Annotated in this window: 22 protein-coding genes; 3 read left to right on the top strand and 19 right to left on the bottom strand. The window is 45.5% G+C overall.

The window, feature by feature from the left end; all coding sequences use genetic code 11:
- Positions 1-8 precede the first annotated feature (8 nt).
- Both G5B06_RS09865 and G5B06_RS09860 read right to left on the bottom strand, forming a co-directional pair.
- Entirely contained in the window at positions 9-866 is an 858-nt protein-coding gene (locus G5B06_RS09865) for a PfkB family carbohydrate kinase (RefSeq protein ID WP_173762212.1), read from the bottom strand.
- A 37-nt stretch (positions 867-903) separates the two neighbouring features.
- Positions 904-1,872 (bottom strand): SIS domain-containing protein, encoded by a 969-nt coding sequence (locus tag G5B06_RS09860; protein ID WP_173762211.1) that lies wholly within the window; start codon positions 1,870-1,872, stop codon positions 904-906.
- A 314-nt stretch (positions 1,873-2,186) separates the two neighbouring features.
- On the opposite strand from G5B06_RS09860, the gene G5B06_RS09855 reads away from it, so the two are divergent.
- Positions 2,187-2,909: a GntR family transcriptional regulator gene (locus G5B06_RS09855; protein WP_173762210.1), complete on the top strand. Its 723-nt coding sequence runs from the start codon at positions 2,187-2,189 to the stop codon at positions 2,907-2,909.
- 377 nt (positions 2,910-3,286) lie between these two features.
- On the opposite strand, the gene G5B06_RS09850 is transcribed toward G5B06_RS09855, so the two are convergent.
- The 17 genes from G5B06_RS09850 to G5B06_RS09770 form a co-directional block, all read right to left on the bottom strand.
- Positions 3,287-4,735, bottom strand: a complete 1,449-nt coding sequence (locus tag G5B06_RS09850; protein ID WP_173771903.1) for a uracil-xanthine permease family protein — start codon at positions 4,733-4,735, stop codon at positions 3,287-3,289.
- 206 nt (positions 4,736-4,941) lie between these two features.
- Positions 4,942-6,318: a radical SAM protein gene (locus G5B06_RS09845; protein WP_173771901.1), complete on the bottom strand. Its 1,377-nt coding sequence runs from the start codon at positions 6,316-6,318 to the stop codon at positions 4,942-4,944.
- A 56-nt stretch (positions 6,319-6,374) separates the two neighbouring features.
- Positions 6,375-6,929 (bottom strand): HdeD family acid-resistance protein, encoded by a 555-nt coding sequence (locus tag G5B06_RS09840; protein WP_021977012.1) that lies wholly within the window; start codon positions 6,927-6,929, stop codon positions 6,375-6,377.
- A 201-nt stretch (positions 6,930-7,130) separates the two neighbouring features.
- On the bottom strand, positions 7,131-7,691 hold the full coding sequence (locus G5B06_RS09835) for a TetR/AcrR family transcriptional regulator C-terminal domain-containing protein (RefSeq protein ID WP_015526280.1): 561 nt from the start codon (positions 7,689-7,691) through the stop codon (positions 7,131-7,133).
- Positions 7,692-7,846: 155 nt separating this feature from the next.
- Entirely contained in the window at positions 7,847-9,175 is a 1,329-nt protein-coding gene (locus G5B06_RS09830; protein ID WP_244094547.1) for a hemolysin family protein, read from the bottom strand.
- A 185-nt stretch (positions 9,176-9,360) separates the two neighbouring features.
- Entirely contained in the window at positions 9,361-11,046 is a 1,686-nt protein-coding gene (locus tag G5B06_RS09825) for a sensor histidine kinase (RefSeq protein ID WP_330606710.1), read from the bottom strand.
- Positions 11,047-11,051: 5 nt separating this feature from the next.
- Positions 11,052-11,735, bottom strand: coding sequence for a phosphate signaling complex protein PhoU (gene phoU, locus G5B06_RS09820; protein WP_021977009.1), 684 nt, complete (start codon positions 11,733-11,735; stop codon positions 11,052-11,054).
- A 4-nt stretch (positions 11,736-11,739) separates the two neighbouring features.
- Positions 11,740-12,498, bottom strand: coding sequence for a phosphate ABC transporter ATP-binding protein PstB (gene pstB / locus G5B06_RS09815; protein WP_015526284.1), 759 nt, complete (start codon positions 12,496-12,498; stop codon positions 11,740-11,742).
- Positions 12,499-12,507: 9 nt separating this feature from the next.
- Complete coding sequence (gene pstA, locus G5B06_RS09810; RefSeq protein ID WP_173771899.1) at positions 12,508-13,422, bottom strand: phosphate ABC transporter permease PstA; 915 nt, start codon at positions 13,420-13,422, stop codon at positions 12,508-12,510.
- Positions 13,412-14,269, bottom strand: a complete 858-nt coding sequence (gene pstC / locus G5B06_RS09805) for a phosphate ABC transporter permease subunit PstC (protein WP_021652474.1) — start codon at positions 14,267-14,269, stop codon at positions 13,412-13,414. The genes pstA and pstC overlap by 11 nt, the downstream gene beginning before the upstream one ends.
- Before the next feature lie 123 nt (positions 14,270-14,392).
- Entirely contained in the window at positions 14,393-15,256 is an 864-nt protein-coding gene (locus G5B06_RS09800) for a substrate-binding domain-containing protein (RefSeq protein WP_021652475.1), read from the bottom strand.
- A 155-nt stretch (positions 15,257-15,411) separates the two neighbouring features.
- Positions 15,412-15,846, bottom strand: a complete 435-nt coding sequence (locus G5B06_RS09795; RefSeq protein ID WP_114001811.1) for an RrF2 family transcriptional regulator — start codon at positions 15,844-15,846, stop codon at positions 15,412-15,414.
- A 522-nt stretch (positions 15,847-16,368) separates the two neighbouring features.
- Positions 16,369-17,301: a cysteine synthase A gene (cysK, locus tag G5B06_RS09790; RefSeq protein WP_118070883.1), complete on the bottom strand. Its 933-nt coding sequence runs from the start codon at positions 17,299-17,301 to the stop codon at positions 16,369-16,371.
- A gap of 171 nt (positions 17,302-17,472) precedes the next feature.
- On the bottom strand, positions 17,473-19,536 hold the full coding sequence (locus tag G5B06_RS09785) for an ATP-binding protein (protein ID WP_173771897.1): 2,064 nt from the start codon (positions 19,534-19,536) through the stop codon (positions 17,473-17,475).
- A gap of 213 nt (positions 19,537-19,749) precedes the next feature.
- Positions 19,750-20,760 (bottom strand): DUF4097 family beta strand repeat-containing protein, encoded by a 1,011-nt coding sequence (locus G5B06_RS09780; RefSeq protein WP_118061755.1) that lies wholly within the window; start codon positions 20,758-20,760, stop codon positions 19,750-19,752.
- Positions 20,753-21,445, bottom strand: a complete 693-nt coding sequence (locus G5B06_RS09775; protein WP_173771894.1) for a DUF1700 domain-containing protein — start codon at positions 21,443-21,445, stop codon at positions 20,753-20,755. Before G5B06_RS09775 ends, G5B06_RS09780 begins: the two co-directional genes overlap by 8 nt.
- Positions 21,442-21,762 (bottom strand): PadR family transcriptional regulator, encoded by a 321-nt coding sequence (locus G5B06_RS09770; protein ID WP_118061753.1) that lies wholly within the window; start codon positions 21,760-21,762, stop codon positions 21,442-21,444. Before G5B06_RS09770 ends, G5B06_RS09775 begins: the two co-directional genes overlap by 4 nt.
- 177 nt (positions 21,763-21,939) lie before the next feature.
- On the opposite strand from G5B06_RS09770, the gene G5B06_RS09765 reads away from it, so the two are divergent.
- Positions 21,940-22,965: an N-acetylmuramoyl-L-alanine amidase family protein gene (locus tag G5B06_RS09765; RefSeq protein WP_244094546.1), complete on the top strand. Its 1,026-nt coding sequence runs from the start codon at positions 21,940-21,942 to the stop codon at positions 22,963-22,965.
- A gap of 15 nt (positions 22,966-22,980) precedes the next feature.
- Positions 22,981-24,102, top strand: a complete 1,122-nt coding sequence (locus tag G5B06_RS09760) for a serine hydrolase (protein WP_173771892.1) — start codon at positions 22,981-22,983, stop codon at positions 24,100-24,102.
- Positions 24,103-24,136: the final 34 nt, after the last annotated feature.

Here is a 24,136-nt window from a genome sequence, read left to right as displayed (position 1 = left end):
CCCTCCTGTTATTCATATTTTTTTCCGTATCCGAAAGCACCTTCCATACCGCAGATCCCTGCCGCAAAAGCAGCTGCTTCCGCAAGGCTTTCGCGGATTGCTGTTTCCCTGTCCACGCCGGCTTTGGTTTTTCCGATATATCCGGTAAGAAAAGAAGCAATAAGGGAATCTCCTGCACCGAGAGTGTCTTTTACTTCTGCAAGCGGAGCTGCCGCCTGGGCAAAAAACTTCTCACCATCATAAAGGATACATCCTTTTGCACCTCTGGAAGCCATGGCAAGTTCCGGACCCATGGAGATGATTTTTTTCAGATGGGCTTCTGCTTCCTCATCGGTTCCATCAAAAGAACAGAACGCATAGGTAACATCCGGTGCTGTTTTTTCATAATACTCTTCTGTGGAATCATCCGAAAAATCGAAGGAAACCGGGATTCCGGCCTCTTTGATCTTGTGGAGTTCATTCTCTGTAAAAGAATAATTTCCACTGTGTACCACGTCAAAGCCTTTCATGTATTCCAGGTCAAACCGATCCAGAACATATGGTGTTTTTCCGCGGATGCCGCCTTCATTAAAATCCAGGAACTGACGGTCTCCGTCTTTTAACGTGATCCTGGAATAGCCATTCTCGCCGTGCAGCTGTTTACACTTTACCGTTTCCACGCCGATTTTTCCCAGTGTATCCATGATCAGCTCTGCTCTGTCATCATCTCCGAAATATCCCATATATGCTGTTTTTTCACAACCGGCCATTTTTCCGTAGACACTGACATTTACACAGTTTCCACCTGGATACATGGTTTTCAGATGATCATAGATATCCACAACATTGTCTCCAAAACCAAGGAGTTTTGCACTGTATCTGCTCATTTTTCCCCTTTCTCTGTGCCGAGGCACAGCAACATTCTTAATATTCCACAACTCCCATATATCTTCTCATATCCAGCGGATGGCGGCGTTTATCCTGCAGCGCAGTACGGTAAACCGTTGTCATGGTGTAGAAGAGCATTGGTGTAAAATATTCCACGCAGCTGTCATCGATCGCTGCCATGCCAAGTTTATCTGCATCGATCACTTCATATTTTCTTCCATATTTCTCAAGAAAAGTCAGAACTCGCTCATCCATCATACGATTTCTTCCGCGACTCATCATCAGAATGTACAGATGATCCTCGTCTGTCACCTCAAAGGGTCCGTGGAAATATTCTGCGCTGTTCAGATATCCGCAGTCCATCCACTGCATTTCCTGAAGAGAGCAGATGGCAAAACCGTATGCCTGAGAATAGGATGCTCCGGATGCCATGATATAAAGATTCGGTTCCTCAGAGTATTTTTCTGCAAAAAGCCATGCTGCATTCTGCTGATCTTTAACTGCTTCTGCAATGATCTCATCGATCTTCCCAAAACCTTCCGCAATCTTGTCATAGAGCCCATAACCCGGCTCCTGTATCTTCATAAGTTCATTAAGAAGACGGAGAACGATTCCCTGTGGCTTCTCTGCCTCTTTTACTCCCGGTGCCCAGTCGTATACAATGGAAATCCACTCATCGGTATCGCAGGCAGATCCCGGTGCATGTGTCATGGTCACAACGGCTGCGCCTGCTTCCATTCCCGCTTTTGCGGCTTCCAGACATTCCTTTGTTTTTCCGCTGTGTGAGCAGATGACCAGAAGGCTGTCTTTTCCAAGCTTCCTGGGCGGTGTCAGGGCAAACTCCCTTGCCGGGATCCACTGTGCATCCATCACTGCTGATTCCGCACGCAGGAAATAATATCCCGGATATAAATCTACCAGAGAGCCTCCGCATGCAAGAAAATACACGTTTTTGATCGTTCCATGCTCTTTGCTGATCTTATTTGCAATTTTTACTGCGTCCATTTTTTATCCTCCTGTTTTGAGATGTTCCATCTGAAAATCCTAAAAATCCTTTGAAAATTCAGGATCTGAAAGATTTTCTAACTTTGTTTTTTCCTCTTTTGCTTTTACAGTTTACCTTTTCAAAGAATATAACATATTATAACGTTATAGTAAAGAGTATATTCATTATTTATGAGTAATTATTCATCTATATACATTGTTACTGTTCACTCTGTGACCGGCAGCATACCCCGCTATGCTCTTCATCCTGCTGGACAAACCCAGTTATACTATAGTAAAATACTGGTTATGAATACATCAGAAAGGACATTTTCATGTTAAATAAAAATTCAATCCAGCCGCTTTACAAGCAGCTTATGGATATTATTACCGGCCAGTTAAAAAATGGCACATATAAGCCTGGAGAGAAAATCCCCACAGAGCCGGAACTGGCTGAGCTTTACCAGGTCAGCAGAATCACAGTGCGGCGTACTGTAGAGGAACTTTGTACCCAGGGATATCTTGTCAAGCATCAGGGAAAAGGAACTTTCGTAAAATCCCCTATGATCTTCCGGAAATTTGAATCTCAGAAAAATATGAGTTTTTCTGAATCCTGCCGTCAAAGCGGTCGTGTTCCCGGTTCCCATGTACTGGCTTTCTGCAGGAAGTCTTCAGACAGTCTGACCTCTGATTTCCTCCAGCTCGCTCCTGATGAAGAAGTTTTCTTCCTGGAAAGGCTTCTCCTGGCTGACGGGATTCCCATTATCAATGTGCACACATGGCTGCCAGTCCGGCTCTTTCCGGATTTTGATCCCAAGGCTGTGGAAAACGGATCTTTTTTTGAATATCTGAAATCTGCTTACAGCTATTCCATCGCTGATTCCAGCAGAAGCACCGTTTCAGTCACTACCGCATCCGCAGACATGGCCCAGACTTTAAGCCTTGCACCGGGGGACCCTGTGATGATCCTGGATTCCTATATGCAAAGTCCGGACGGAGCTCCCCTATACATCAGCCGGGAATACATTGCCGGCTCACGCTATACAATATCTTTCTGACAAAATGAGCAGCACAACCTGGCCCCACCATCAACACATTTCGCCCACCACTCTCAGGGAACAGGCCCGCAAGTGGGCCTCCTTCCCGTCCACAACCACCAATAGACACAACCTCCCATCCCCAACACCCCCGAATCCCACATCCCGTCAGTGCATTTACGCCCACCACAACGCTGAACAACTGCGTGGCCAGGAGGGGAAGAGCGCGAGAAGGGGAGACGGCCTTCGCTAACTCCGAGTGCTTCCCCTTCTCGCAAATTACCGCCTTCCAAAAGGCAGAACCTTTATCAAAAAAATCATAAAAAACAAATTCCCACATAAAAAGAGACCATCGAACGTCAATACGTCCAACAGTCTCTAAAAAAGAAAAATCCCTTTTATTTATTTTTAACTTTTTCAAGCATCTCCTCAGCTCTCTCAACATCCGTCTTCTCATCCTTAGGAAGAACGATGTTCAAGATAATCGCAAACACCGCCGCCGGAACAATACCGGAACCGCCAAAGATCAGGCTGATAGCCTGTGGCAGATGCACAAGGATCGCCGTATTGGAACCAAGTCCATAACCAAGACCAAGTGCAACAGAAACGATCGTAACATTTCTCGGTCCAACCGGCCACTTGGTGATCAGCTGGATACCACTGACAACAATAGATGAGAACATCATAACAGCAGCACCGCCCAGAACACTCTGCGGCATGATAGAGATCAGCGCAGCAAGTTTCGGGAATAATCCGCAGGCGATCAGGAAGATTCCTCCTGTAGCGATACAGAAACGGTTTACAACCTTATTCATGGCAACCAGACCAACGTTCTGGCTGAATGAAGTATTCGGCAGTACACCGAACAGTGCCGCAAAGGAAGAACCAAGACCGTCACACATAACACCACCGGAAAGCTCTTTATCGGTAGCCTCTCTTCCAAGACCACCCTCTGTGATTCCGGAAATATCACCGACAGTTTCCACTGCAGTTACAATAAACATAATGAGGATCGGCACGATCGCACGTGCGTCAAATACCCATTTCACAGGCATAAGTGCCGGTACTGCAAACCATTTCGCCTGAGCAACTTTATCCCAGTTCAGGACCCAGGCCTTTGTAGCCTCCACAGTAGCACCTGTGTCATCTACATATGTAAATGTTGTGGGAAGTACCACAGCCATGATACTTACCAGAATATATCCCACAATAATACCGATGAGGATTGAAGAAAAGCTTGTAAATCCTTTTGTACCATGTTTCAGCGCAATGATCACGATCAGGACCACAAAACCTACGAAAAGGTTTTCCAGAGAACCGTAATCTTTTGCGGAACTTCCGCCTCCAAAAGAACTGATTCCCACGCCGATCAGTGAAAGACCGATAGAAAGTACAACCGTACCTGTTACAACAGACGGGAAAAATTTTCTCAAAGGTTTCAGAAAGCTTCCCAGTACAGTCTCAAAAAGACCGCCGATAAAACATGCTGCCATGATCGAGCCATAAGCAACGATACCATTTCCCATGACTCCGGCAACGCTCTGACATACGCCGATGAAGCCTGAACTTGTTCCCATAACGATAGGAAGCTTGCCACCGACCGGTCCGATCGTAAAGACCTGTACAAGTGTAACAATTCCTGCGATCAGCATTGCATTCTGAAGTAATGCAACCTGAAGATCCCCTCCTGCTTCAATTCCGCAGGCTGCCGTGATGATAAGAAGCGGGGTAAGGTTACCCACAAACATGGCAAGCACGTGCTGCAGTCCAAGGGGAATTGCCACCTTAAGAGGTGGGCGTCCGTCCAGCTCATAAGGGCTGGCTGTGTTTTTCTCCTGTTTTTCCATAATGAATCCATCCTTTCTTTCCCTATGTCCTGACGATAACATAAAAAAGAAGGCAGTTATACCCACTGCTGAATATAACCGCCCTGTTATCTGTCAGTACACGTATCGTGTCTCTTCTGTTTCGACACTCTTATCTGAACTGTTATTTCAGACTCCTGAAAAACGGGTTCATTATACAGTATCCCAACATCTATATCAAGTATTAATTAACAAGTTGTTGATTTTTTTGCAGCTTTTTTCGCCTGGCTCTCATCCCAGAGCTCATCTGCCTGTTTTTTCCATACTTCTGCATAGTGGTCACATTTTGCACAGAGATGCTCCGCTGTTTCCGGAGACTGAAGATCTGTAGATTTCGCTCCTGCACGTTCAACCATCTTGCGGAGAAGTTCAGGATTTTCAAGCATCGGACATGGACGAAGCATGTTTTTGTTGAACGGCTGACCCTTGTGATACTCCATAAAGATCGGGCTCTTCAGCGCCTCAAGGAGTGTACATTCTTTAATGTTCGCATTGGAGAAATGAATGAATACGCAAGGATCCACGTCTCCGTTTGCATTGATATGGAGGTAACGGCGGCCACCTGCGATACATCCGCCTACATACTCTGCATCGTTCTGGAAATCCATAGTGAAAAGAGATTTTGTGGCACGGAATCTGCGGACGCTGTCGTACATTTTGATTCTCTGCTCCGGTGTGGGAAGAAGATCTGCTGCCGCATCATTTCCAACCGGCATATAGTGGAAGAACCATGCAAAATAAGCTCCGCACTCGATCAGATGATCGAAGTACTCCTCGCTGCTTACTGCATCTACGTTTGCAGATGTGTAGCATGTAGAAACACCGAACGGAAGTCCATGACTCTTAAGAAGCTCCATGGCATGCATAACCTTCTGATAAACGCCATCTCCACGACGTCCGTCTGTAGTTGCTTCTGTTCCCTCAAGGCTGATGGCCGGAACGAAGTTTTTCACACGGAGCATTTCCTGGCAGAATTCCTCGTCGATCAGAGTTCCGTTTGTGAAGGAAAGGAACTCACAGTCCGGATGCATCTCACAGATCTTAATAAGGTCTTTTTTGCGGACAAGAGGCTCACCGCCTGTGTAGATGTACATATAAGTTCCCAGCTCTTTACCCTGTTTAACAATAGAATCGATGGTCTCAAGATCCAGGTTCAGCTTGTGGCCATACTCCGCTGCCCAGCATCCTGTGCAATGAAGGTTACATGCGCTGGTAGGATCAAGAAGAATTGCCCACGGTACATTGCAGTCATTCTCTTCTGATACCTTTTCCTGCGTTGCGCTTCCCTTAAGACTGGCATTTACAATAAAGTTGCGGAAAAATGTCTGGCGTACGCCGGCATCCAGCTGATACATACGAAGGATCAGCTGATACCAGTTGTCCTTTGCCTCGATGGAGTGACGGATCGCATTTCTCTGTCCTGCATACCAGCCATCCGGTGTTACTTTATCAACCATTTCCATGATCTTCGGTATGTTTGTCTCCGGATCCTTCTCAAGATAATCCAGTGCTTTTGTTACGGTAGCTGCGATCGCTGCCTGTTTTGCTTTGTCTACGATTCCCATACTCTATTTCCTCCTATGTTATTATCTAAAGTGATTGGTTATTTTTATGTTTATGTTTAAAGCCGACTCTTGATGATCTTGATCGTCAGGATCCCGACCCATAGATTGAGGATCCCTTCCAGTAAAATGGAAAATCCTACCAGTGCCATCATCGTAGCTGCTGCTTCACATGGTCTGATAAAAACCAGAACTCCGATCACTCCGGTGACCAGTGCGACCAGCAGAATCTGCCACCACAGCGCCAGACCGAATCTCTTCGCATCTACAGACATCTGGATCTTAAACAGGGCATCTGCCAGGATCAGGATTCCGAACACGGAAAAAATAAGATCCACTGCGAAATTTTTTCTGGCTATCAGGATCACTCCCACTGCCATCAGCAAGATCCCGAAAGCCAGATCAAACTGAAATGCCAGACAGAAAGCATCTCTCGTGAAATATCCGCTGATCTTAATAGCCCCGTACAGGATCAGCATGATTCCCATAAGCACGCACAGCATTTTTACAGAGCTTTTGGGCCTTGCCATCAGAAAAATACCCAGCACACAGAACAGTAATGACATGACGATGTAGATGTTTTTTACAAGCTTCAGCTGTTTCAGGTCATCCATACGTTCCCTCCTTGATAATTTTTTCTCATTTATTGTACTGAATTATACATCCCTGTGTCGTTTAAAAAAACAGACAAAAAAGAGCCAGTGCCTAAATTTTAGACACCAGCTCAAAATTAACCGTTTCTATACCTTAATAAAATTCGAGGACATTCCTGTTCTACAGCTAAATGGATATTTTTAATCTTCATTTAGTTGAAATCATAGCTTTTCTTTCAGATTTTTGTACTGACTCTCAAGGCTCTTCTCGTAAATATACTCCAGCTTATGCATATCTGACAGGATATCATAATCCATATCATGCCGCAGCCAGTCCAGGATCACTCCCACAAATACGCATTTATAATACCGGCTTATAAGATGCCTATCTTCCTGATCCATTTCAAAGTCTCCGACCGCCCTGTTGATCAGCTCCTCCACCACACGCTCTGCGGCATGATCCAGATAATCGGCAAATACATCCCTCTGGATCGAGCGGTACAGATGTATCATGGCTTTTTTGTTCTTCTGAACTGCGTTGACAAGGATTTCCATACAGTCGCTGACTGATTCCGGTACTTTCTGATCCTTCAGAATGTCATTCAGCTCTTCCTTTACCATTGCTTCCACTGCATCCGGAATATCCCTGAAATGGTAGTAAAATGTATTCCTGTTTACTCCACAGCGTTCCACGATGTCCTTTACCGTGATCTTGGACAATGGTTTTTCGTTCATAAGTTCCGTCAGTGTATGCAGTATGATCTGTCTTGTAAAACCTGGCATTTTTTCTCCCCCATCACAAGCTTTCCTCGGGTTATTTCCTTATTATGTCATAAAAATAACATACTTTCAAGCAACAACATGTTCGAAAATGTCCATAAATCCCCGGAGATCTTTCTCCCGATAACTGTCCCATGACCTGGCTGAACAAGGTTTTGTCAGATCTCTTCTTTCTGTTCCTGCACTTTTTTCTCTGGCTGAACATGAACGATTCCCTCCACAACGGTATGGTTTCTGACCTGATTTACCACAATATCCAGGTTTTTCCAGCTGCATCGGAACTGTTCTCCGTCCTCCGGTACACGTTCCAGAACTCCGCAGACAAAGCCGCTGAAAGTATCATATTTTTCTACAGGAAGCTCCACATTTATGACCTCTGCCACATCATCCAGGATCGCTCCTCCCTGTATTTTCCAGATATGTTCTCCTGTCTTCTCAATATCATCCGGCTTCGGCAGATCTGTCCTGTCGTCAATATCTCCTACCAGCGTCTCCACAAGATCATGCAGAGTGACAATTCCCACAAAGCAGCCGTATTCATCCAGCACTACTGCAAAATAATCCCGTTTTTCCCTCATTTCCCGGAAGATCAGGTTGGCACGCATGGATTCCGGTACAAAAAACGGTGAATAACAGGCATGCTGCAGAACAGCTTCTCTGGATCTGTCATCCAGGCGGAAATAATCTCTGGTGTCCAGAATATGGATAATATCATCCTGATCTTCCCCGCATACCGGATAAAAGGTGTGACGATTCTCTCTGATAATCTCTTCCCATTTTTCATCGGAATCTTCCATGTAGAGAACAACCACATCTCTTCTGTGAGTACAGATTTCATCTGCGGTAGTGTCATCCAGATCAAAAACATTGCGGATCATCTCGCTCTCTTCCTGCTGGATACTGCCCTGTTCATTTCCCTCACTGAGAAGCATACGGATCTCATCTTCCGTGGCCTGATCCTCTTTTTCTTCCGGCCTGATTCCCATAAGGTGCAGCACTCCGTTGGCGGTAACTGTCAGAAGTGCCGTAGCCGGCCACACCGCAAGAAGCGCAATCTTAAGAAGTCCTGCAAGTCTCAGAGAAAGCTCATCCGGATTTTTCATCCCCAGACGTCTTGGAACCAGCTCTCCAAACAGAAGACTTACATAAGAAAGCAGTATTGTTACAATGATCATACATACGATTTTCAGAATGTTCTGTGGTACATCTGCTCCTGCCTTTATCAGTGCCGCGGTCATAGGCTGTGCAAAATATTCTGCCGCAAAAGCGCTCTGCAGAAATCCTGCCGTAGTTACCGTTACACGGATCGCTGTCATAAAATGTGCCGGCTGTTCTGTAAGCTTTATCAAAATCTGCGCCCGGTGATCTCCCTCTTCTGCCAGCTCCTTCATCTTCGCTTCATTCATGGACAGAACCGCCATTTCCGCACCTGCGAAAACAGAGTTCAGAAAGATCAGGAACACCAGTAAAATAATTGCCTGTATCATCTTTTTATTCCCCTCAGTATAGTCGTCCGGAAGTATTCCGAACCGGTTATAATACAGAAAGCGGACTACTAATCCGCTTTCCCGTCTTGTATTTCGAATTATTACTACTTAAGATAGCATAAGCCATCCGGTCTGTCAAACTGGGAAGCCGGTTCTCCAGCCTGATACAAAAAGAAGCAGCATTTTTACTCTGCTGCCTCTTTATTTTCCATATGATGTTTCGGAAATTCCATAATGATCTCGGTTCCCTGTCCCGGCTCACTGTTCAGCCACAGCCTGCCGTTCAGAGTTTTTACCCCGTGCTTCACAATGGAAAGGCCAAGACCGGTTCCTCCGATTTCCTTGGAGTGACTTTTATCCACCCGGTAAAAACGCTCAAAGATGCGTTCCTGATCTTCTTTCGGAATACCGATTCCCGTATCCCGCACATTTACACGAACTACGTCTCCTTCATCCTTCAGCCGTACAAAAACTTCTCCACTCTGATGGTTATATTTGATAGCATTATCACAGACATTGTAGAGAACTTCTTCCATAATCGTCGGCACGGTTTCCAGCACGGTACTTCCACCTTCCATATACATATGCACTTCCTGCTTCCCGGCAGCTTCATGTAAGGTGGAAAAAATATCGTGAACCATACTGTAAAGATCCAGTTCTTCCCACTGATAGGGAAGGCCGCCTTCATCCAGACGGGAGATCCGGATCACATCTCCAACCAGACGGATCAGTCTCTGCGCCTCTTTATAGATACGCCCTGCAAAAACTTTCACATCTTCATCCTTCACAAATCCGTCCTGCATGATCTCTGCAAAGCCGGAAATAGAAGTCAGCGGTGTTTTCAGCTCGTGGGAAACATTGGCGGAAAATTCTCTGCGCAGCTGTTCCCGTTCTACTTTTTCAGTTACGTCCACCAGAAGAATTACCGCACCTTCTGTCTTGTTTTCTCTTGTGACAGGGTTGGCGATCACCTGGATATCACTGCCATCCAGACGAAGAATTTTGTCCTCATGATTTCCTTCAAGAACCTGCTCCACAACGCCCCGGAATTCTTCGGAACGGTTCAGCAGATACACACTTTCTCCTGTTCGGACTTCGTTTACCTTAAGAAGTTTTCCCACACTGGAGTTAACGGAAAGCACCATGGTGTAACGGTCGATCACAAGAAGACCTTCCTGCATGTTCTCCGTAATAATGGAAAACTCTTTCTGCTGCCTTCTGGCTGCCTCAAGCTGCAGACGGATCTGACGGTTCTGGCGGTAGATTTTGCTGATAAGAGGTTCCACCTCTTCATACACATTGATCTCCTCCGGATGTTCCAGATCCAGGTTGTTGAGAGGTTCCACCACCCTGCCGGAAAGTCTGGAGGCAAATACCGCAGAAAGAACAAGAATCAGAAACAATACGCCCAAAAGCGGCGGTACCAGCTGCCACACAAGCGCAAAAGCTGATTTCTGGGTGCTGGAGACACGAAGAACATTGCCATTGTCCAGGCGCAGCGCATAGTACATGGTCTTTTCGGAAAGCGTGGAAGACATTCTCTCATCTTCTCCTTCTCCGTTAAGCTCTGCCTCACGGATCTCTTTTCTGTGACCGTGATTCTCCATATTTTCCACATCTGCTTCATTATCATAGAGGACTTTTCCACTTTCATCCACATAGGTAATCCTGGAATCTGTGTTACTCAGCTGATCCAGATAATCTGTCCCTGCTGCTTCTACTCCTCTGGAAATGAAAACAGCTTCTTTTTTCAGCTCATTCATCAGCTGACGCTGGAATGAATGAGAAAGGATTCCAATGACAAATGCCAGTCCCAGCACAGTAACCATGGTTGAGACCAGCATAATATACTTAAATATTTTTTTACTCAAAATGATCATTCTCCGGTAAGATAATTGTCGGTGTGACTGGCACTGTTTCTGTGGACTCCCGTGATGGAGTATTCTACCCACTCCGCAATGTTTACAGCATGATCACCGATACGTTCAAAATACTTCGCAGCCATAAGAATGTCAAGCCCCAATCTTGCATCCGGGTTTCCGCTGCTTAAGATCTCAACCAGTTTTTCCTTGATCTCATTAAACGCATTATCTACCTTGTCATCATCATCGATCACCTGTCTGCAGAGTTCCAGGTCACCTTTTACAAAGGCATCGATGCTTTCTGTAACCATCCGGACAGTATCCTCTGCCATCTTCCGGATATTAATGATATCTCCGGTAACTGCTTTGTCCTCGATATGCTTGGAAAGATCCGCAATATCTGCTGCCTGATCACCGATACGCTCCATGTCGGAGATCATCTTCAGTGCAGCGGAGATGGCTCGCAGGTCACCGGCTACCGGATGCTCATGAAGAAGAAGTTTCATACAGAGATTTTCGATCTCTCTTTCCTGAGAATCGATCTCTTTTTCTGTCTCAAAGATCTTGCCAATGAGAGTCATCCCGCCTTCACCCTGAATAGCTTTGGCAGAAAGTGAAATTGCTTTTTCGCAGAGACTTCCCATGGTGATCAGTTCCACGTGAAGCTCTTCCAGCTGTCTTACAAAACGTTCTGACATAATATCAACCAAACCTTCCTGTAATATAATCCTCTGTACGCTTATCCGCCGGCATGGAGAACAGCTTGTCTGTATCCGCAAATTCCACAACCTCACCAAGAAGGAAAAATGCTGTCTTGTCGGAGATACGGGTTGCCTGCTGCATGTTATGTGTGACCATGACAATGGTGTAATCCTTTTTAAGCTCTACTGCCAGATCCTCGATCTTGGAAGTGGAGATAGGGTCCAGGGCAGATGTGGGCTCATCCATAAGAAGCACCTCCGGCTGTACTGCCAGGGCACGGGCAATGCAGAGACGCTGCTGCTGTCCGCCTGACATTCCAAGAGCACTTTTTTTCAAACGGTCCTTGACCTCATCCCAGATGGCCGCATCACGGAGAGATTTTTCCACGATCTCGTCCAGCTTCGCCTTGGAACGGATACCGTGTGTTCTCGGGCCGTATGCAATATTATCATAGATGCTCATTGGGAACGGATTGGGCTTCTGGAATACCATACCCACACGTTTACGCAGAAGATTCACGTCCATATCTCCGTAAATATCTTCCCCGTCAAGCTCTACCTTTCCTGTGATGGTACAGCCTTCCACAAGGTCATTCATACGGTTTAAAGATTTCAGAAGTGTGGATTTACCGCAGCCGCTTGGTCCGATAAATGCTGTGATCTCCTTTTCCGGGATCTCCATATTGATTCCCTTCAGGGCATGAAAGCTTCCGTAATGAAGATTCATATTGTCAATTGAAATTTTTGTATTTTCACTCATGATCGATCATTATCCTTTCGCAATTTTTCTGGCTACCAGACCGGACAGTCCGTTGATAACAAGTACAAATGCCAGAATGACTACTGCTGTTGCAGATGCCTGGTTTACATGAAGTCCCTCACTGGAAAGCACATACATGTGAAGTGCCAGGGTACGTCCGGAACCCATCAGGCTGTTTGGAACTGCCGCAACAGTACCGGAGGTATAAAGAAGTGCTGCAGTCTCACCTACCACACGTCCGATGGCCAGGATCACACCTGCCAGGATTCCAGGAACTGCGGAGGGAAGTACAATCGTAAAAATAGTACGGAGCTTGCCTGCTCCAAGTCCGAAGCTTGCCTCACGGTAAGAATCCGGAACAGATTTCAGTGCTTCCTCAGCGGTACGCATGATCAGGGGAAGTACCATGATCACCATGGTCAGGGCACCGGAAAGAAGAGACATGCCCCAGTGCAATGCAGTTACAAAGAACAGCATACCGAACAGACCATATACGATGGATGGAATACCGGAAAGTGTCTCTGCGGTAATACGGATCAGCTTTACAAAACGGCTGCCTTTTTTTGCATATTCCACAAGGAAGATCGCTGCAAAGATTCCTACCGGAGCGGCAATCGCCAGAGATACCAGTGTCATGATCAGGGTATTGATCAGTGACGGGAGAAGGGAAACGTTCTCTGAGGTATAGGTAAGGCTGAACAGACTTGCATTCAGATAGGGAATACCTTTTACAAGCACATAGCCGATCAGGAAGAACAGCAGTGCAAAAGTGATCACAGCTCCCAGCAGTGTGAGAAATGCCAGGACTCCTGCACCAGGATGTCTTGCATAAGACTTCAGCTGGTCTCCTATGGTAAGTGTATTTCTTTTTTTCATGATTGTTTCTGCCGCAGGATCTGCAGTTACTGATACGTTAGTTTGCATACTCCGCCCTCCTGTTCAGCAGTGAAAGACTTAAGTTGATGATCAGGATAAATACAAAGAGTACAACTCCTGTTGCGATCAGTGCTTCTCTGTGAAGTCCTGATGCATATCCCATCTCTGTTACGATGTTTGCAGTCATGGTACGGACACCCTGAAGAAGTCCCTTCGGCATACGTGGCTGGTTTCCAGCTACCATGATCACGGCCATGGTCTCACCGATGGCACGTCCGATCCCAAGGACAACGCCTGCCAGGATTCCGGATTTTGCTGCCGGAAGCATAACAAAGAAAATGCTTCTTTCTTTTGTTGCGCCAAGCGCAAGTGAGCCTTCATAGTAGCTTTCCGGAACGCTTCGTACTGCCGATTCCGTAACTCCGATGATCGTCGGAAGGATCATGATTCCCAGAAGGATACATGCTGCCAGCATACTGCTTCCGGTTCCTCCGAACAGCTGGCGGATCAGCGGTACCAGGAGAACCAGACCAAAATAGCCATATACGATGGATGGAACGCCTGCCATAAGCTCAATACCGGATTTCAGTGGTTTATAGATTTTTTTCGGGCAATATCTTGCCATAAATACGGATGTAAAAAGTGCGATCGGAACTCCGATAAGGATTGCTCCTGCAGTTACATAAATACTTGCCACGATCATTGGCAGGATTCCGAATTTATCGTTTGTTGGTCTCCATTCTGTTCCGAAGAGGAATTTTAAGGGACCGATCTTTCCCATTGCAGGAAGGCCGTTTGCAAAAAGGAACACACAAATAAGAAATACTGCAAGAACCGATGCACAGGCCGCAATGAGAAAAACGACCTTCATGGCCTTTTCTCCTAAATGATTCATAAGACACCTTTCTCTCTGTTCCAGTGGATATCCACTGTGCTGATATATAACGGAGCGGCTTTCCTGACCTTGTCATGATCGCCGCTCTTTGTAAGATACTTCAATCGTTTTTTATCCGGGAATTTATTTGGTCACGTCTTCCCAGTCTGTGATATCACCTGTGAAGATGGATTTTACCTGGTCACTTGAAAGCTCCTCAAGGTCATTGTCGTTGTTTACGATGACTGCGATACCATCTTTTGCGATCTCTGTAGCTTTAACACCTTTCTCTGTTTCCTCGTCCTTCAGCTCACGGGATGCCATTCCGATATCACATACACCCTCTGTTGCGCTATTGATTCCTGTTGTGGAGTCGCTGACCTGAACCTCTACTGTGATGTTTTTGTTTGTTTTCTGATATGCCTCTGCAAGCTTCTCCATTACAGGTCCTACGGAAGAAGATCCCATAACTACGACTTTGCCTTTTGCATCTCCGGCTTTGTATGCCTCTGCTTTTTCATCTACTTTGATGTAGCCTTCTTTTTCGATGATGTCCTGTCCGTCAGAGCTCATGATGTAGTTGATGAAATCCTGTGCTGCATCGCTGAGCTTGTCGCCTGTTACGATGTTGAACGGACGTGCTACCTTGTATGTATCATCTGCAACGTTCTCTGCTGTTGCCTCTGCTCCGTCGATCTTTACTGCTTTTACTGTATCGTTGAGGGAACCCAGAGATACGTATCCGATAGAGTTCTCATCGCCTGCTACTGTGGTAAGCATTACATCTGTGTTGTTTGTGATGCTTGCTTCCTGTGTTGTCATATCTACTTTCTCGCCGTCTTTTTCTTCTTCGATCCCAAACAGCTCTACGAATGCTCCACGTGTTCCGGATCCGTCCTCACGGGAAATTACGTCGATCGCTCCGGATGGTGCTGCCATTACAACGGTTCCCATTACTGTAGTTCCTATAAGTGCTGCTGTTAAAATACCTGCGATTCTTTTTTTCATGATTTTTTTCTCCTCATTTCTATGATCATTTTTACTTGCTTACTGCTTAAATACAGGTGTTATTATAGAAATGGAAGGTAAAATATAAAATCGCGGTTTTGTAAAATGTTAGTAAAAAAATGTGATATAAAAAAAAGCTGCTTGCGCAGCTTTTTTTATATGATGTACTCGTCCGCCTTCACGGATTGCCAGTTCATCAGGTCTTCCAGTGTTATATGATCTACCACACCTTTGATGGCATCGTCCAGCTTTTTCCAGAGGATCTGGGTGACGCAGTTCTCCTCACGGTCACAGATGGCTCCGTTGTCGTCCAGACATTCCACAGGGGAAAGGCTTCCTTCTGTGAGGCGGAGGATCATTCCGACGGTGTATTTATCCGGAGTCTGCTGCAGTGCATAGCCACCCTGAGGGCCACGGACACTGCGGACAAAGCCTGCTTTGTTCAGAATGGAGATGATCTGCTCCAGATATTTATCGGAGATCTCCTGGCGCTTCGCCACATCCTTCAGGCGGATCGGTTTTCCTGTATAATTTGTAGCAAGATCCAACATCAGTCTCAGCGCATATCTTCCTCTTGTAGAAATCCTCATGTAATATTTACCTCCAATATTTCAGTATTCTTCTGATTTATAGCCTTTTGCTCTTTCTGTTATTGTGCAGCTGTTCGGCCGGAAATATTCCTCTGTATTCCATGACCGGCACCCTTCTCTGTGATGCACAGGCAGCTTCCTGTATCTTCTTTCATAGGAAGCAGAATCTGCTTTGCAGACTTTATTCTTTATATTGTTAATAGGTTTTATTCGTTTTCTCTATTATACCCTAAAAAACTATCTGATACAAGTCAAGCGGATATTCGCAATCCGCTTTGCTACTTGCTCATAACCGAATAACTGCTTCGCAGTTTATCAGAAGGAGCCTGCACTCCTCCTGATACAAGCAAGTCCCCATCCAATGCTTATTGTTTTTCGCAACCCCGCAGGGGACTTACTTGATTCGGTAAAAATAAGAATAAAACCGGCGCTCCGGCAGCCTGCTTGGACAGGCATTCAGGAGCGCCGTAAATAATCCCGCAGGATCACGCTTCGGGGCAAAAGAAGCGGTCTTCGGATCGATTATTTTGTAAACAGTGGTGTGGAGTAGTAACGGTCTCCACTGTCCGGAAGAAGTGCTACGATCACTTTTCCCTTGTTCTCCGGGCGTTTTGCAAGCTGGATCGCAGCATAGAGAGCTGCACCGGAAGAAATTCCTGTAAGGATTCCCTCTTTCTTGGTGAGGAGTTTGGATGTCTCAAATGCATCCTCATTCTCTACCGGAATGATCTCGTCATAAACCTTGGTGTCAAGTGTGTCCGGAACAAAACCTGCGCCGATACCCTGGATCTTATGCGGGCCTGCTTTTCCCTCAGAAAGTACAGGAGAAGTTGCAGGCTCAACAGCTACAACCTTCACATTCGGGTTCTGGCTCTTCAGGTACTCACCTGTACCTGTGATCGTTCCGCCTGTGCCGACACCAGCTACAAAGATATCTACCTTTCCGTCTGTGTCATTCCAGATCTCAGGGCCTGTTGTTGCTGCATGTGCCTTCGGGTTAGCCGGGTTCTCAAACTGTCCGGGGATGAAGCTTCCCGGAATCTCTTTGGCAAGCTCTTCTGCCTTGGCAATGGCACCTTTCATTCCCTTGGCTCCGTCTGTCAGAACTACCTCTGCGCCGTATGCTTTCAGGATGTTTCTTCTCTCAACACTCATGGTCTCCGGCATGGTAAGGATTGTCTTATATCCCTTGGCAGCTGCGATGGCTGCAAGTCCGATTCCTGTATTACCGGATGTTGGTTCGATGATGGTTGCGCCCGGTTTCAGAACGCCTCTCTGCTCTGCATCCTCGATCATTGCCTTACCGATTCTGTCCTTAACACTTCCTGCCGGGTTAAAATACTCAAGCTTGGCAAGAATGGTAGCCTCAAGTCCCTCTGACTTCTCTACATTCTTGATCTCTACAAGTGGTGTGTTTCCGATCAGTTCCAGTGCGCTTCCGTAAATTTTACCCATGGTGATATCCTCCTTAATTCCTTATCTCTATTTCCTTATTTCCTAGTAACTATATATGTTTTCTGTGATTTGATTGAATTATATCATAGTACAGGGATTTGTCAATACATTTCCGCCAAAAAAACGCAGGAATTTTTCTCCAGAAAAATCCTGCGTTTTGTGCTGTTTCATTTATTCTGTTTTTATAATTTGGGCCAGCAGACGCATCATCTCATCCACGTCCAGTGGCTTCGCCAGAAAACCATCCATTCCCGCTTCCTGTGCCTTCCGTCTGTCCTCATCATAAGCATTGGCTGTCATGGCAATGATCGGAATCTCAGCTCTCGAATCGTCCAAATCCCGGATCCTCTGTGTTGCCGTGTAACCATCCATATTTGGCATCTGGACATCCATCAGGATCACATCATAATATTTCTCCGGCATCTTTTTCAGTTCCTCAATACACTGGATGCCATCTTCCACATGTTTCACTTTTATTCCGGTTTCTTCAAGAACTGTCTCCGCAATTTCCGCGTTCAGTTCATTATCTTCCGCAAGAAGAATCCGTTTTCCTTCAAGCTTCTCTGTAATATCCGGAATATTCTGTTTCTCTTTTTCCCGAACCTGGTTTTCTAAACTGACAGGAAAAGAAAATTTCATAATAAAGCGGGTGCCTTTTCCCTCTTCACTTTCTACTTCGATGGTTCCACCCATCCGGTCAACCAGAGATTTTACGATTGGAAGTCCAAGTCCTGTGCCTGCAACTCTGGTTTCCGTAGAAGTATGTTCCCTGGAAAATTCCTCAAAGATATGTGGAAGATAATCCTGGCTCATTCCAATCCCGTTATCTTCTACAACAACTTTATAGTTTGCGTTTTTCTCATCCTCAGAATCCAGCTCATCAATGGATACTGTGATCTTTCCATGAGGATTGGTATACTTGATGGAATTGCTGACAACATTCAGAATAATTTCCTCCATCTTTGTTTTATCACACAGGATCTGATCGTGGACCACATTCAGGCTGCACTGATATTCCAGAGATTTTTTTGTAAGGGATGATTCAAAAACGGTGTTCATGGCATCCACCATCTCACGGATATTTACACTTTCCGAACTTAGAGTGATCTTTCCACTTTCGATACGGGCCATTTCCAGAACCTGATTGATGATCGTCAGCAGAATATCGCTGGAAACCCTGATCTTTTTTATATAATCAAGAGATTTCTTTTCGTCATGAATGCTTTTTTCAAGGAGTCCGGAAAATCCTACGATAGCATTCATTGGTGTCCGGATGTCATGACTCATGTTAAAGAGAAATCTCGTCTTTGCCTCATTTGCTTTTCTGGCTTTTTCCGCGGACTTCCGGATTTCTTCTGTATACAGTTTTTCTCTCTGTTTTCTGTGAAGCATCAGATAACAGATCGCAGTGGCCAGAACCGCTATGCTTACAGCAACCAGAAAAACCAGTGCCTGCTGTTTCACGGTAACCCATCCGGTATGTGGAATAATCTCAAAATACCAGGTGTCATTTGGGACCTTACAGCTGATCTGTACAGCTCCTTTGTGAATCGCATCTCCCCCCTGGGCGATGATGGTTTTCTTTCCGGAATTTCCGTCTTTTTTCCACATCTGATAACAGTAGGAAGCATCGGTAAGCTTATCCAGTTCCAGTTCTTCCAGAAATCGGTTCCAGTCAAGTACCAGGATTGAGAATCCCCAGAAGGATTTTTCCCCGGATTTATCTGTAATATAAATCGGTTCAAACAACAGTGAGCCAAGGCCTCCCTGATTCAGCTCATAAGGACCGGCTATGGTATACTGGCCGCTTTTCATTGCCAGATTCGCTTCATATTTACGGGCCGGATTATTTAGCATATCAATTCCAAAAGCTGCCTCATTTCCTTTCAGAGGATAAATATCCTTAACTACTCCGTCCGGTGCCTGTTCAATAACTTTTATAATTTGAGAATCATCGGAGATCATCTGCGACAGAGCCTGAAATTCTTTGCTGTCCATCTGATGTCCGGATTCAATTATATTCTGAAAGAATTCTGAGACATCAAGATATCGGTTAAGCTGTGATCTTATCCGGTTCACGGTTGTTTCCGCTGTAAAAGCAGCTCGCATTTTCTCTTCATTTACAGTATTCCTGTTGAGCAGCTGTCCGCAGACGGATACTATAAAGAAGGAAATGATCCCTACGACCAGACAGTAGATCCTGATCTGTTTTGAAGTATTATCTTTTTTTATCATTTGATTTTTTTTACCTTCTCCTGCTCGGTATAACGTTACGTCAGATGTATATTTTACCATCCTCATATTTTGTTTACAACAAAAAGAATCTTCCAAACGGCAGTGTTTTTGTCTGCTGCTGTTCAGAAGATTTCTTTTATTGGATCATTCTTTATTATCTGGCGGATTCAGGGTCAGATGACTGTTCAGGCAGATATCTGCTATCCGCATTATCTACTTTGCAGATTCGGTTAACATAATATCTCCGTCGCTACATTTCACACTTAAAGTCGGTGCGGAAGTGCCTACTTGGTTCTCATAAACAGAGAAGTCTTCCTCATTGCTGGATTTTCCACGGGAAAGATCTCCTGTATCTACATCCCCGTCTGTGGTTTTCAGATAAATGTTGGTTTTATCCACGCTGCTCTTTTTCATTTGGATGGAAACATCTCCGTTGGAGCTGGTGATTTCCATATCTCCGTTGAAACTGCTGTTGCCCATCTGAAGCTCACCATCATCAAGAGAAATCTGGCCGTCTGTAAGATCTGCTCTTTTTATGCTCACATCTCCGCTTTCGGATTTCAGCTGCATGTTATCCGTACACTGAAGCTCTTTTACATCCAGATCTCCGTCGCCAAGCTTTGCCTCAAATTTTTCAAACACGCCTTTGTCCAGCATCAGATCTCCATCGGAAAGTTGCGCTGTCATTTTTTCACATAAAAGCTGATCGGCAGTAAAATCTCCGTCCGAAAGCTGAATCTCAGCTTCCAGAAGCTGCGCTTTCTCCGGCACATAGAGAATCACTGTATTTACCGCATCTTCTTTCTGGGTCTGCTCTATATGTGTCCGAAAGACTCCCAGATCATATGTTATAAAATAACCTCCCGTTCCTCCTTCGGACTCCTTAAGTGTAAGTTCTCCGTCTTTATCCTCCCAGGTCAGGGGATCTTTCTTTCCGTTTTTCTCAAGTTTATATTCCATATAATAATGGTCATCATCCGAAGTCCGGATATCCAGGTCAAGATCCTCAAAATCTACATTCAGTTTTGTAAAATCATCGATCTGTTCTTTTTTCATAACTGCAAGGTTTTTATGAGCAGAAGAATTTCCTCCGGATACATACACATGATCTGAAGCATATGTGAAATCTTTTCCCCCGGCAAAATATCCTGCTGTAGAAAGAACGACTCCCGCCACACAGAGCGCTGTGCCTGTCATCAATGCTGTTTTTGCGATCTTATTCATTTCTTTGCACCTTCTTTCTTACAAATCGGTTTACCAGACGTCCGATTCCTGTTGCACACCATTTACAGATATATATGGTAAGCACACCGACCAGGATTCCGGCTCCTGCCATAAGAAATCCGCCGCCAACCATCATGCAGGCTGCTGCCACAGATTTCAGGATCAGTGTGGCTCCAAAACCGGCTACCATGATTCCTCCGGCTATGGTTGCGATGCTGGTCACACCCAGGGAAAAAATCACGGCTGCGATCACAACTACTACGGCAAACAATACTGCCAGCGCACTGAACATAAGTGCCAGACTTACCGGTGACGCACAGAGGACAAGAATTGCAAGGAGGATGATCTTACCCGGAGAACGTTTCTTCTTTGTAGAATCACTGGTTGAAGCAGCTGCATTTTGTCCTGCTGCACTCCGTCGGTTGCCGGAACCTTCTGCCGGCAGTTCCGTCTCTTTTTCTCCGGTACTGTCTTTCCCGTCTCCCACACTCTCCTGCAGAAGATTCAGAAGCAGTTCCCTGGCTGCTTCCTTCGGCTCGCCAAGTTCCTCCATTACCTGCTGCTCATTCTCCGGACCTGCCTCATCGAAATATTCCGAAAAATATTCAATGGCATTCTCATAATCTTCTTTCGGAAGCCGCTTCAGATATTTCCTGAGCTGCTCCATATACTCTTTCCTCGTCATTTTCGAAGTCTCCCTTCCACAATATCATCTATGGTATCGCGGTATTCTCTCCACTCTTTCCTCAGATATTCCAGATGACTGCGTCCTTCCTCTGTGATGGAATAATACTTGCGCTTCCTTCCCTGGAACTCCTCGGAATAAGTTGTCAGATATCCGCCTGTCTCCAGCTTCCTCAAAATAGGATACAGAGTTGATTCCTTAATTGATGCTACCATCTTCACAGTCTGACTGATCTCATATCCGTAGGAATCCTGCTGTTCCACAACAGAGAGGATCAGGCATTCCGTCAGCACAGCTGACACCGGATAGTAATACATACGCTCACCCCTTTATGTAATTATTTTATATATAAGATTTTTATATATAATTATTTTACATATATAGTATCATACTTTTCTCTTTTGTCAAGGAGAATTTCGCAATTGCTTTTTCCGAAGTCCTTCTTTATAATGTTTTACAAATACAAACTATTTCCCCAGAAAGGACATGATCTTATGGAAAAAAAGCCTCATCTGATGGCGATCGTCCTGTTTCTGACGGGTCTTATCTGTATTGGACTGCTTTTTGGCTTAAGTTACAAAACCTACCAGAAAATTGATGCCGCAGACCAGAAAATGGCTTCCGTCATCGAACCGGTCAAAACGAAGCAGAAAGCCATGAAAGAAGATATTGACCTTTATACAGCCAAGATCGAAAAGAAACAGGCAGCCGACAAATATCTACAGCAACGCTCCCATACCGAACAGGCAGTAAAGAACAACACCGGAGAGCACGAACGTGCACCGGAGTCCGAGAACAGCCAGAAAAGTTCCAAACCTTCTGTTTTCAGTGAAGCCGGTGGTGAGGGATTCTCTGACGGAGGCAGCGATACCACTACTTCAGCCGCAAATGGCCACATCGTAGGAATTGATCCTGGACATCAGGGTGAAAACGTTGATATGAGTGCCACCGAACCAAATGGTCCCGGTTCCTCCACCATGAAGGCAAAAGCTTCTACCGGAACCAGAGGTTCCTACAGCGGCCTTCCGGAATATCAGCTAAACCTGGATGTATCCCTTCTTCTGAAAAATATTCTGGAACAGCGTGGATACCAGGTAGTAATGACAAGAACTGATAATGACACTGCCATCAGCAATAAGGAACGTGCAGAGCTGGTTGCTTCCCAGGGTGCGGAAATCTGCGTACGTATTCATGCAAACGGTGATGATTCTTCTTCTGTTTCCGGAGCTCTTACCATGTGCCCGTCCCAGCAGAATCCTTATGTTTCCAGTCTCTATGACAGTTCCAACCGACTTTCCCAGTGTATTGTTGATTCCTACTGTGCAGCTACCGGTTTTCAGAACCGTGGAATTATCTACACAGATACCATGACAGGTATCAACTGGAGTACTATACCGGTGACCATTGTGGAAATGGGATTTATGACCAATCAGAACGATGATCTGAAAATGGCAGATTCTTCCTTCCAGCAGACAATGGCAGAAGGAATCGCCAATGGAATTGATGCTTATTTTCAGTAAAAAGGAGTAACTTTTATGAAAAAAAATGTTTTCTTATATATTGTGATTGCAGTCCTTGCCGTTGCTCTGGCAGGACTTGGCGCACTGAATGTCCGCTCCCTGGACAAACTTGCATCCCTTCAGTCCAAGGTCAACGAACTGCAGAAAAGCGTACAGGAAGTTTCGGATTCTGCTGCAGAATTAAGCACCAAGGCAGACCAGCTGGATGCCCTCTATCCGGATGATCCTACCGTTGCCAGCGCCGCTGCTGCCGCAGGCGTACAGTCTGATTCTCAGAATTCCGGAGAAGTTGCAGGCCCGTCCGCGTCTTCTGACAGTCAGGACAGCTCTTCTCAGGAAGAAGGTACTCTTTCTCCTTCCAGTGGAAGCAGTACTTTTACGGATAATTCTGATTCCAGCATGGACAATCTTCTGAATCAGGTACAGTCCCTTCTTCCTTCCGGCAACGGTACCTGGTCTGTATACGTATGTAACCTTGCCAAAAATACCGAAGGTTCCATCAATGACCAGCAGATGCAGGCTGCCAGCCTGATCAAGCTCTATATCATGGGCGCTGTATACGAAGATTATGACAGTCTTTCCGCCACCTACGGAAAAGATAAACTGGATGACAATCTGAATTCCATGATTACAGTCAGCGACAATGATGCTGCCAATACCCTTGTCAATTATCTTGGCGGTGGTGATGACGCTGCCGGAATGGCCCGCGTCAACAAATTCTGCCAGGATCATGGATATACCAGTACTTCCATGGGACGTCTCCTTCTTGCAGACAACTCCAATGGAGATAATTACACCTCCGTAAAAGACTGTGGAAAATTCCTGAAAACCATTTATCAGATTGATAAAGGTACTTCCACCGATGACACGCTTGCAGGTGCGGAATATATGTATCATCTTCTGAAGATGCAGACAAGAACAAACAAAATCCCGGCACAGATGCCGGAGGGCGTAAAAGTTGCCAACAAAACCGGCGAACTTGACACCGTAGAAAATGATGCAGGTATCATCTACGATACAGCCAAAGGCATTGATCTGGTTGTCTGCTTTATGTCCCAGGATCTTAATGATACTGCCGCTGCCCAGAATAGCATTGCTCAGATCAGCCGTTCCATTTACGGTTATTACAACGAATAAAGCACAGACAAAAAAGGATGACGCGCCAGATACG

Source organism: Blautia luti, from assembly GCF_013304735.1.
Taxonomy (GTDB): domain Bacteria; phylum Bacillota; class Clostridia; order Lachnospirales; family Lachnospiraceae; genus Blautia_A.
The sequence above is the reverse complement of the archived record's forward strand: the minus strand, read 5'-3'. Positions and strand labels throughout refer to the sequence as shown.

Bases quoted from the DNA above. Each gene is read 5' to 3' on its own strand.
- G5B06_RS09865 (WP_173762212.1), bottom strand. From the start codon at position 866: ATGAGCAGATACAGTGCAAAACTCCTTGGTTTTGGAGACAATGTTGTG.
- G5B06_RS09860 (WP_173762211.1), bottom strand. From the start codon at position 1,872: ATGGACGCAGTAAAAATTGCAAATAAGATCAGCAAAGAGCATGGAACG.
- G5B06_RS09855 (WP_173762210.1), top strand. From the start codon at position 2,187: ATGTTAAATAAAAATTCAATCCAGCCGCTTTACAAGCAGCTTATGGAT.
- G5B06_RS09850 (WP_173771903.1), bottom strand. From the start codon at position 4,735: ATGGAAAAACAGGAGAAAAACACAGCCAGCCCTTATGAGCTGGACGGA.
- G5B06_RS09845 (WP_173771901.1), bottom strand. From the start codon at position 6,318: ATGGGAATCGTAGACAAAGCAAAACAGGCAGCGATCGCAGCTACCGTA.
- G5B06_RS09840 (WP_021977012.1), bottom strand. From the start codon at position 6,929: ATGGATGACCTGAAACAGCTGAAGCTTGTAAAAAACATCTACATCGTC.
- G5B06_RS09835 (WP_015526280.1), bottom strand. From the start codon at position 7,691: ATGCCAGGTTTTACAAGACAGATCATACTGCATACACTGACGGAACTT.
- G5B06_RS09830 (WP_244094547.1), bottom strand. From the start codon at position 9,175: ATGATACAGGCAATTATTTTACTGGTGTTCCTGATCTTTCTGAACTCT.
- phoU (WP_021977009.1), bottom strand. From the start codon at position 11,735: ATGTCAGAACGTTTTGTAAGACAGCTGGAAGAGCTTCACGTGGAACTG.
- pstB (WP_015526284.1), bottom strand. From the start codon at position 12,498: ATGAGTGAAAATACAAAAATTTCAATTGACAATATGAATCTTCATTAC.
- pstA (WP_173771899.1), bottom strand. From the start codon at position 13,422: ATGCAAACTAACGTATCAGTAACTGCAGATCCTGCGGCAGAAACAATC.
- pstC (WP_021652474.1), bottom strand. From the start codon at position 14,269: ATGAATCATTTAGGAGAAAAGGCCATGAAGGTCGTTTTTCTCATTGCG.
- G5B06_RS09800 (WP_021652475.1), bottom strand. From the start codon at position 15,256: ATGAAAAAAAGAATCGCAGGTATTTTAACAGCAGCACTTATAGGAACT.
- G5B06_RS09795 (WP_114001811.1), bottom strand. From the start codon at position 15,846: ATGAGGATTTCTACAAGAGGAAGATATGCGCTGAGACTGATGTTGGAT.
- cysK (WP_118070883.1), bottom strand. From the start codon at position 17,301: ATGGGTAAAATTTACGGAAGCGCACTGGAACTGATCGGAAACACACCA.
- G5B06_RS09785 (WP_173771897.1), bottom strand. From the start codon at position 19,536: ATGATAAAAAAAGATAATACTTCAAAACAGATCAGGATCTACTGTCTG.
- G5B06_RS09780 (WP_118061755.1), bottom strand. From the start codon at position 20,760: ATGAATAAGATCGCAAAAACAGCATTGATGACAGGCACAGCGCTCTGT.
- G5B06_RS09775 (WP_173771894.1), bottom strand. From the start codon at position 21,445: ATGACGAGGAAAGAGTATATGGAGCAGCTCAGGAAATATCTGAAGCGG.
- G5B06_RS09770 (WP_118061753.1), bottom strand. From the start codon at position 21,762: ATGTATTACTATCCGGTGTCAGCTGTGCTGACGGAATGCCTGATCCTC.
- G5B06_RS09765 (WP_244094546.1), top strand. From the start codon at position 21,940: ATGGAAAAAAAGCCTCATCTGATGGCGATCGTCCTGTTTCTGACGGGT.
- G5B06_RS09760 (WP_173771892.1), top strand. From the start codon at position 22,981: ATGAAAAAAAATGTTTTCTTATATATTGTGATTGCAGTCCTTGCCGTT.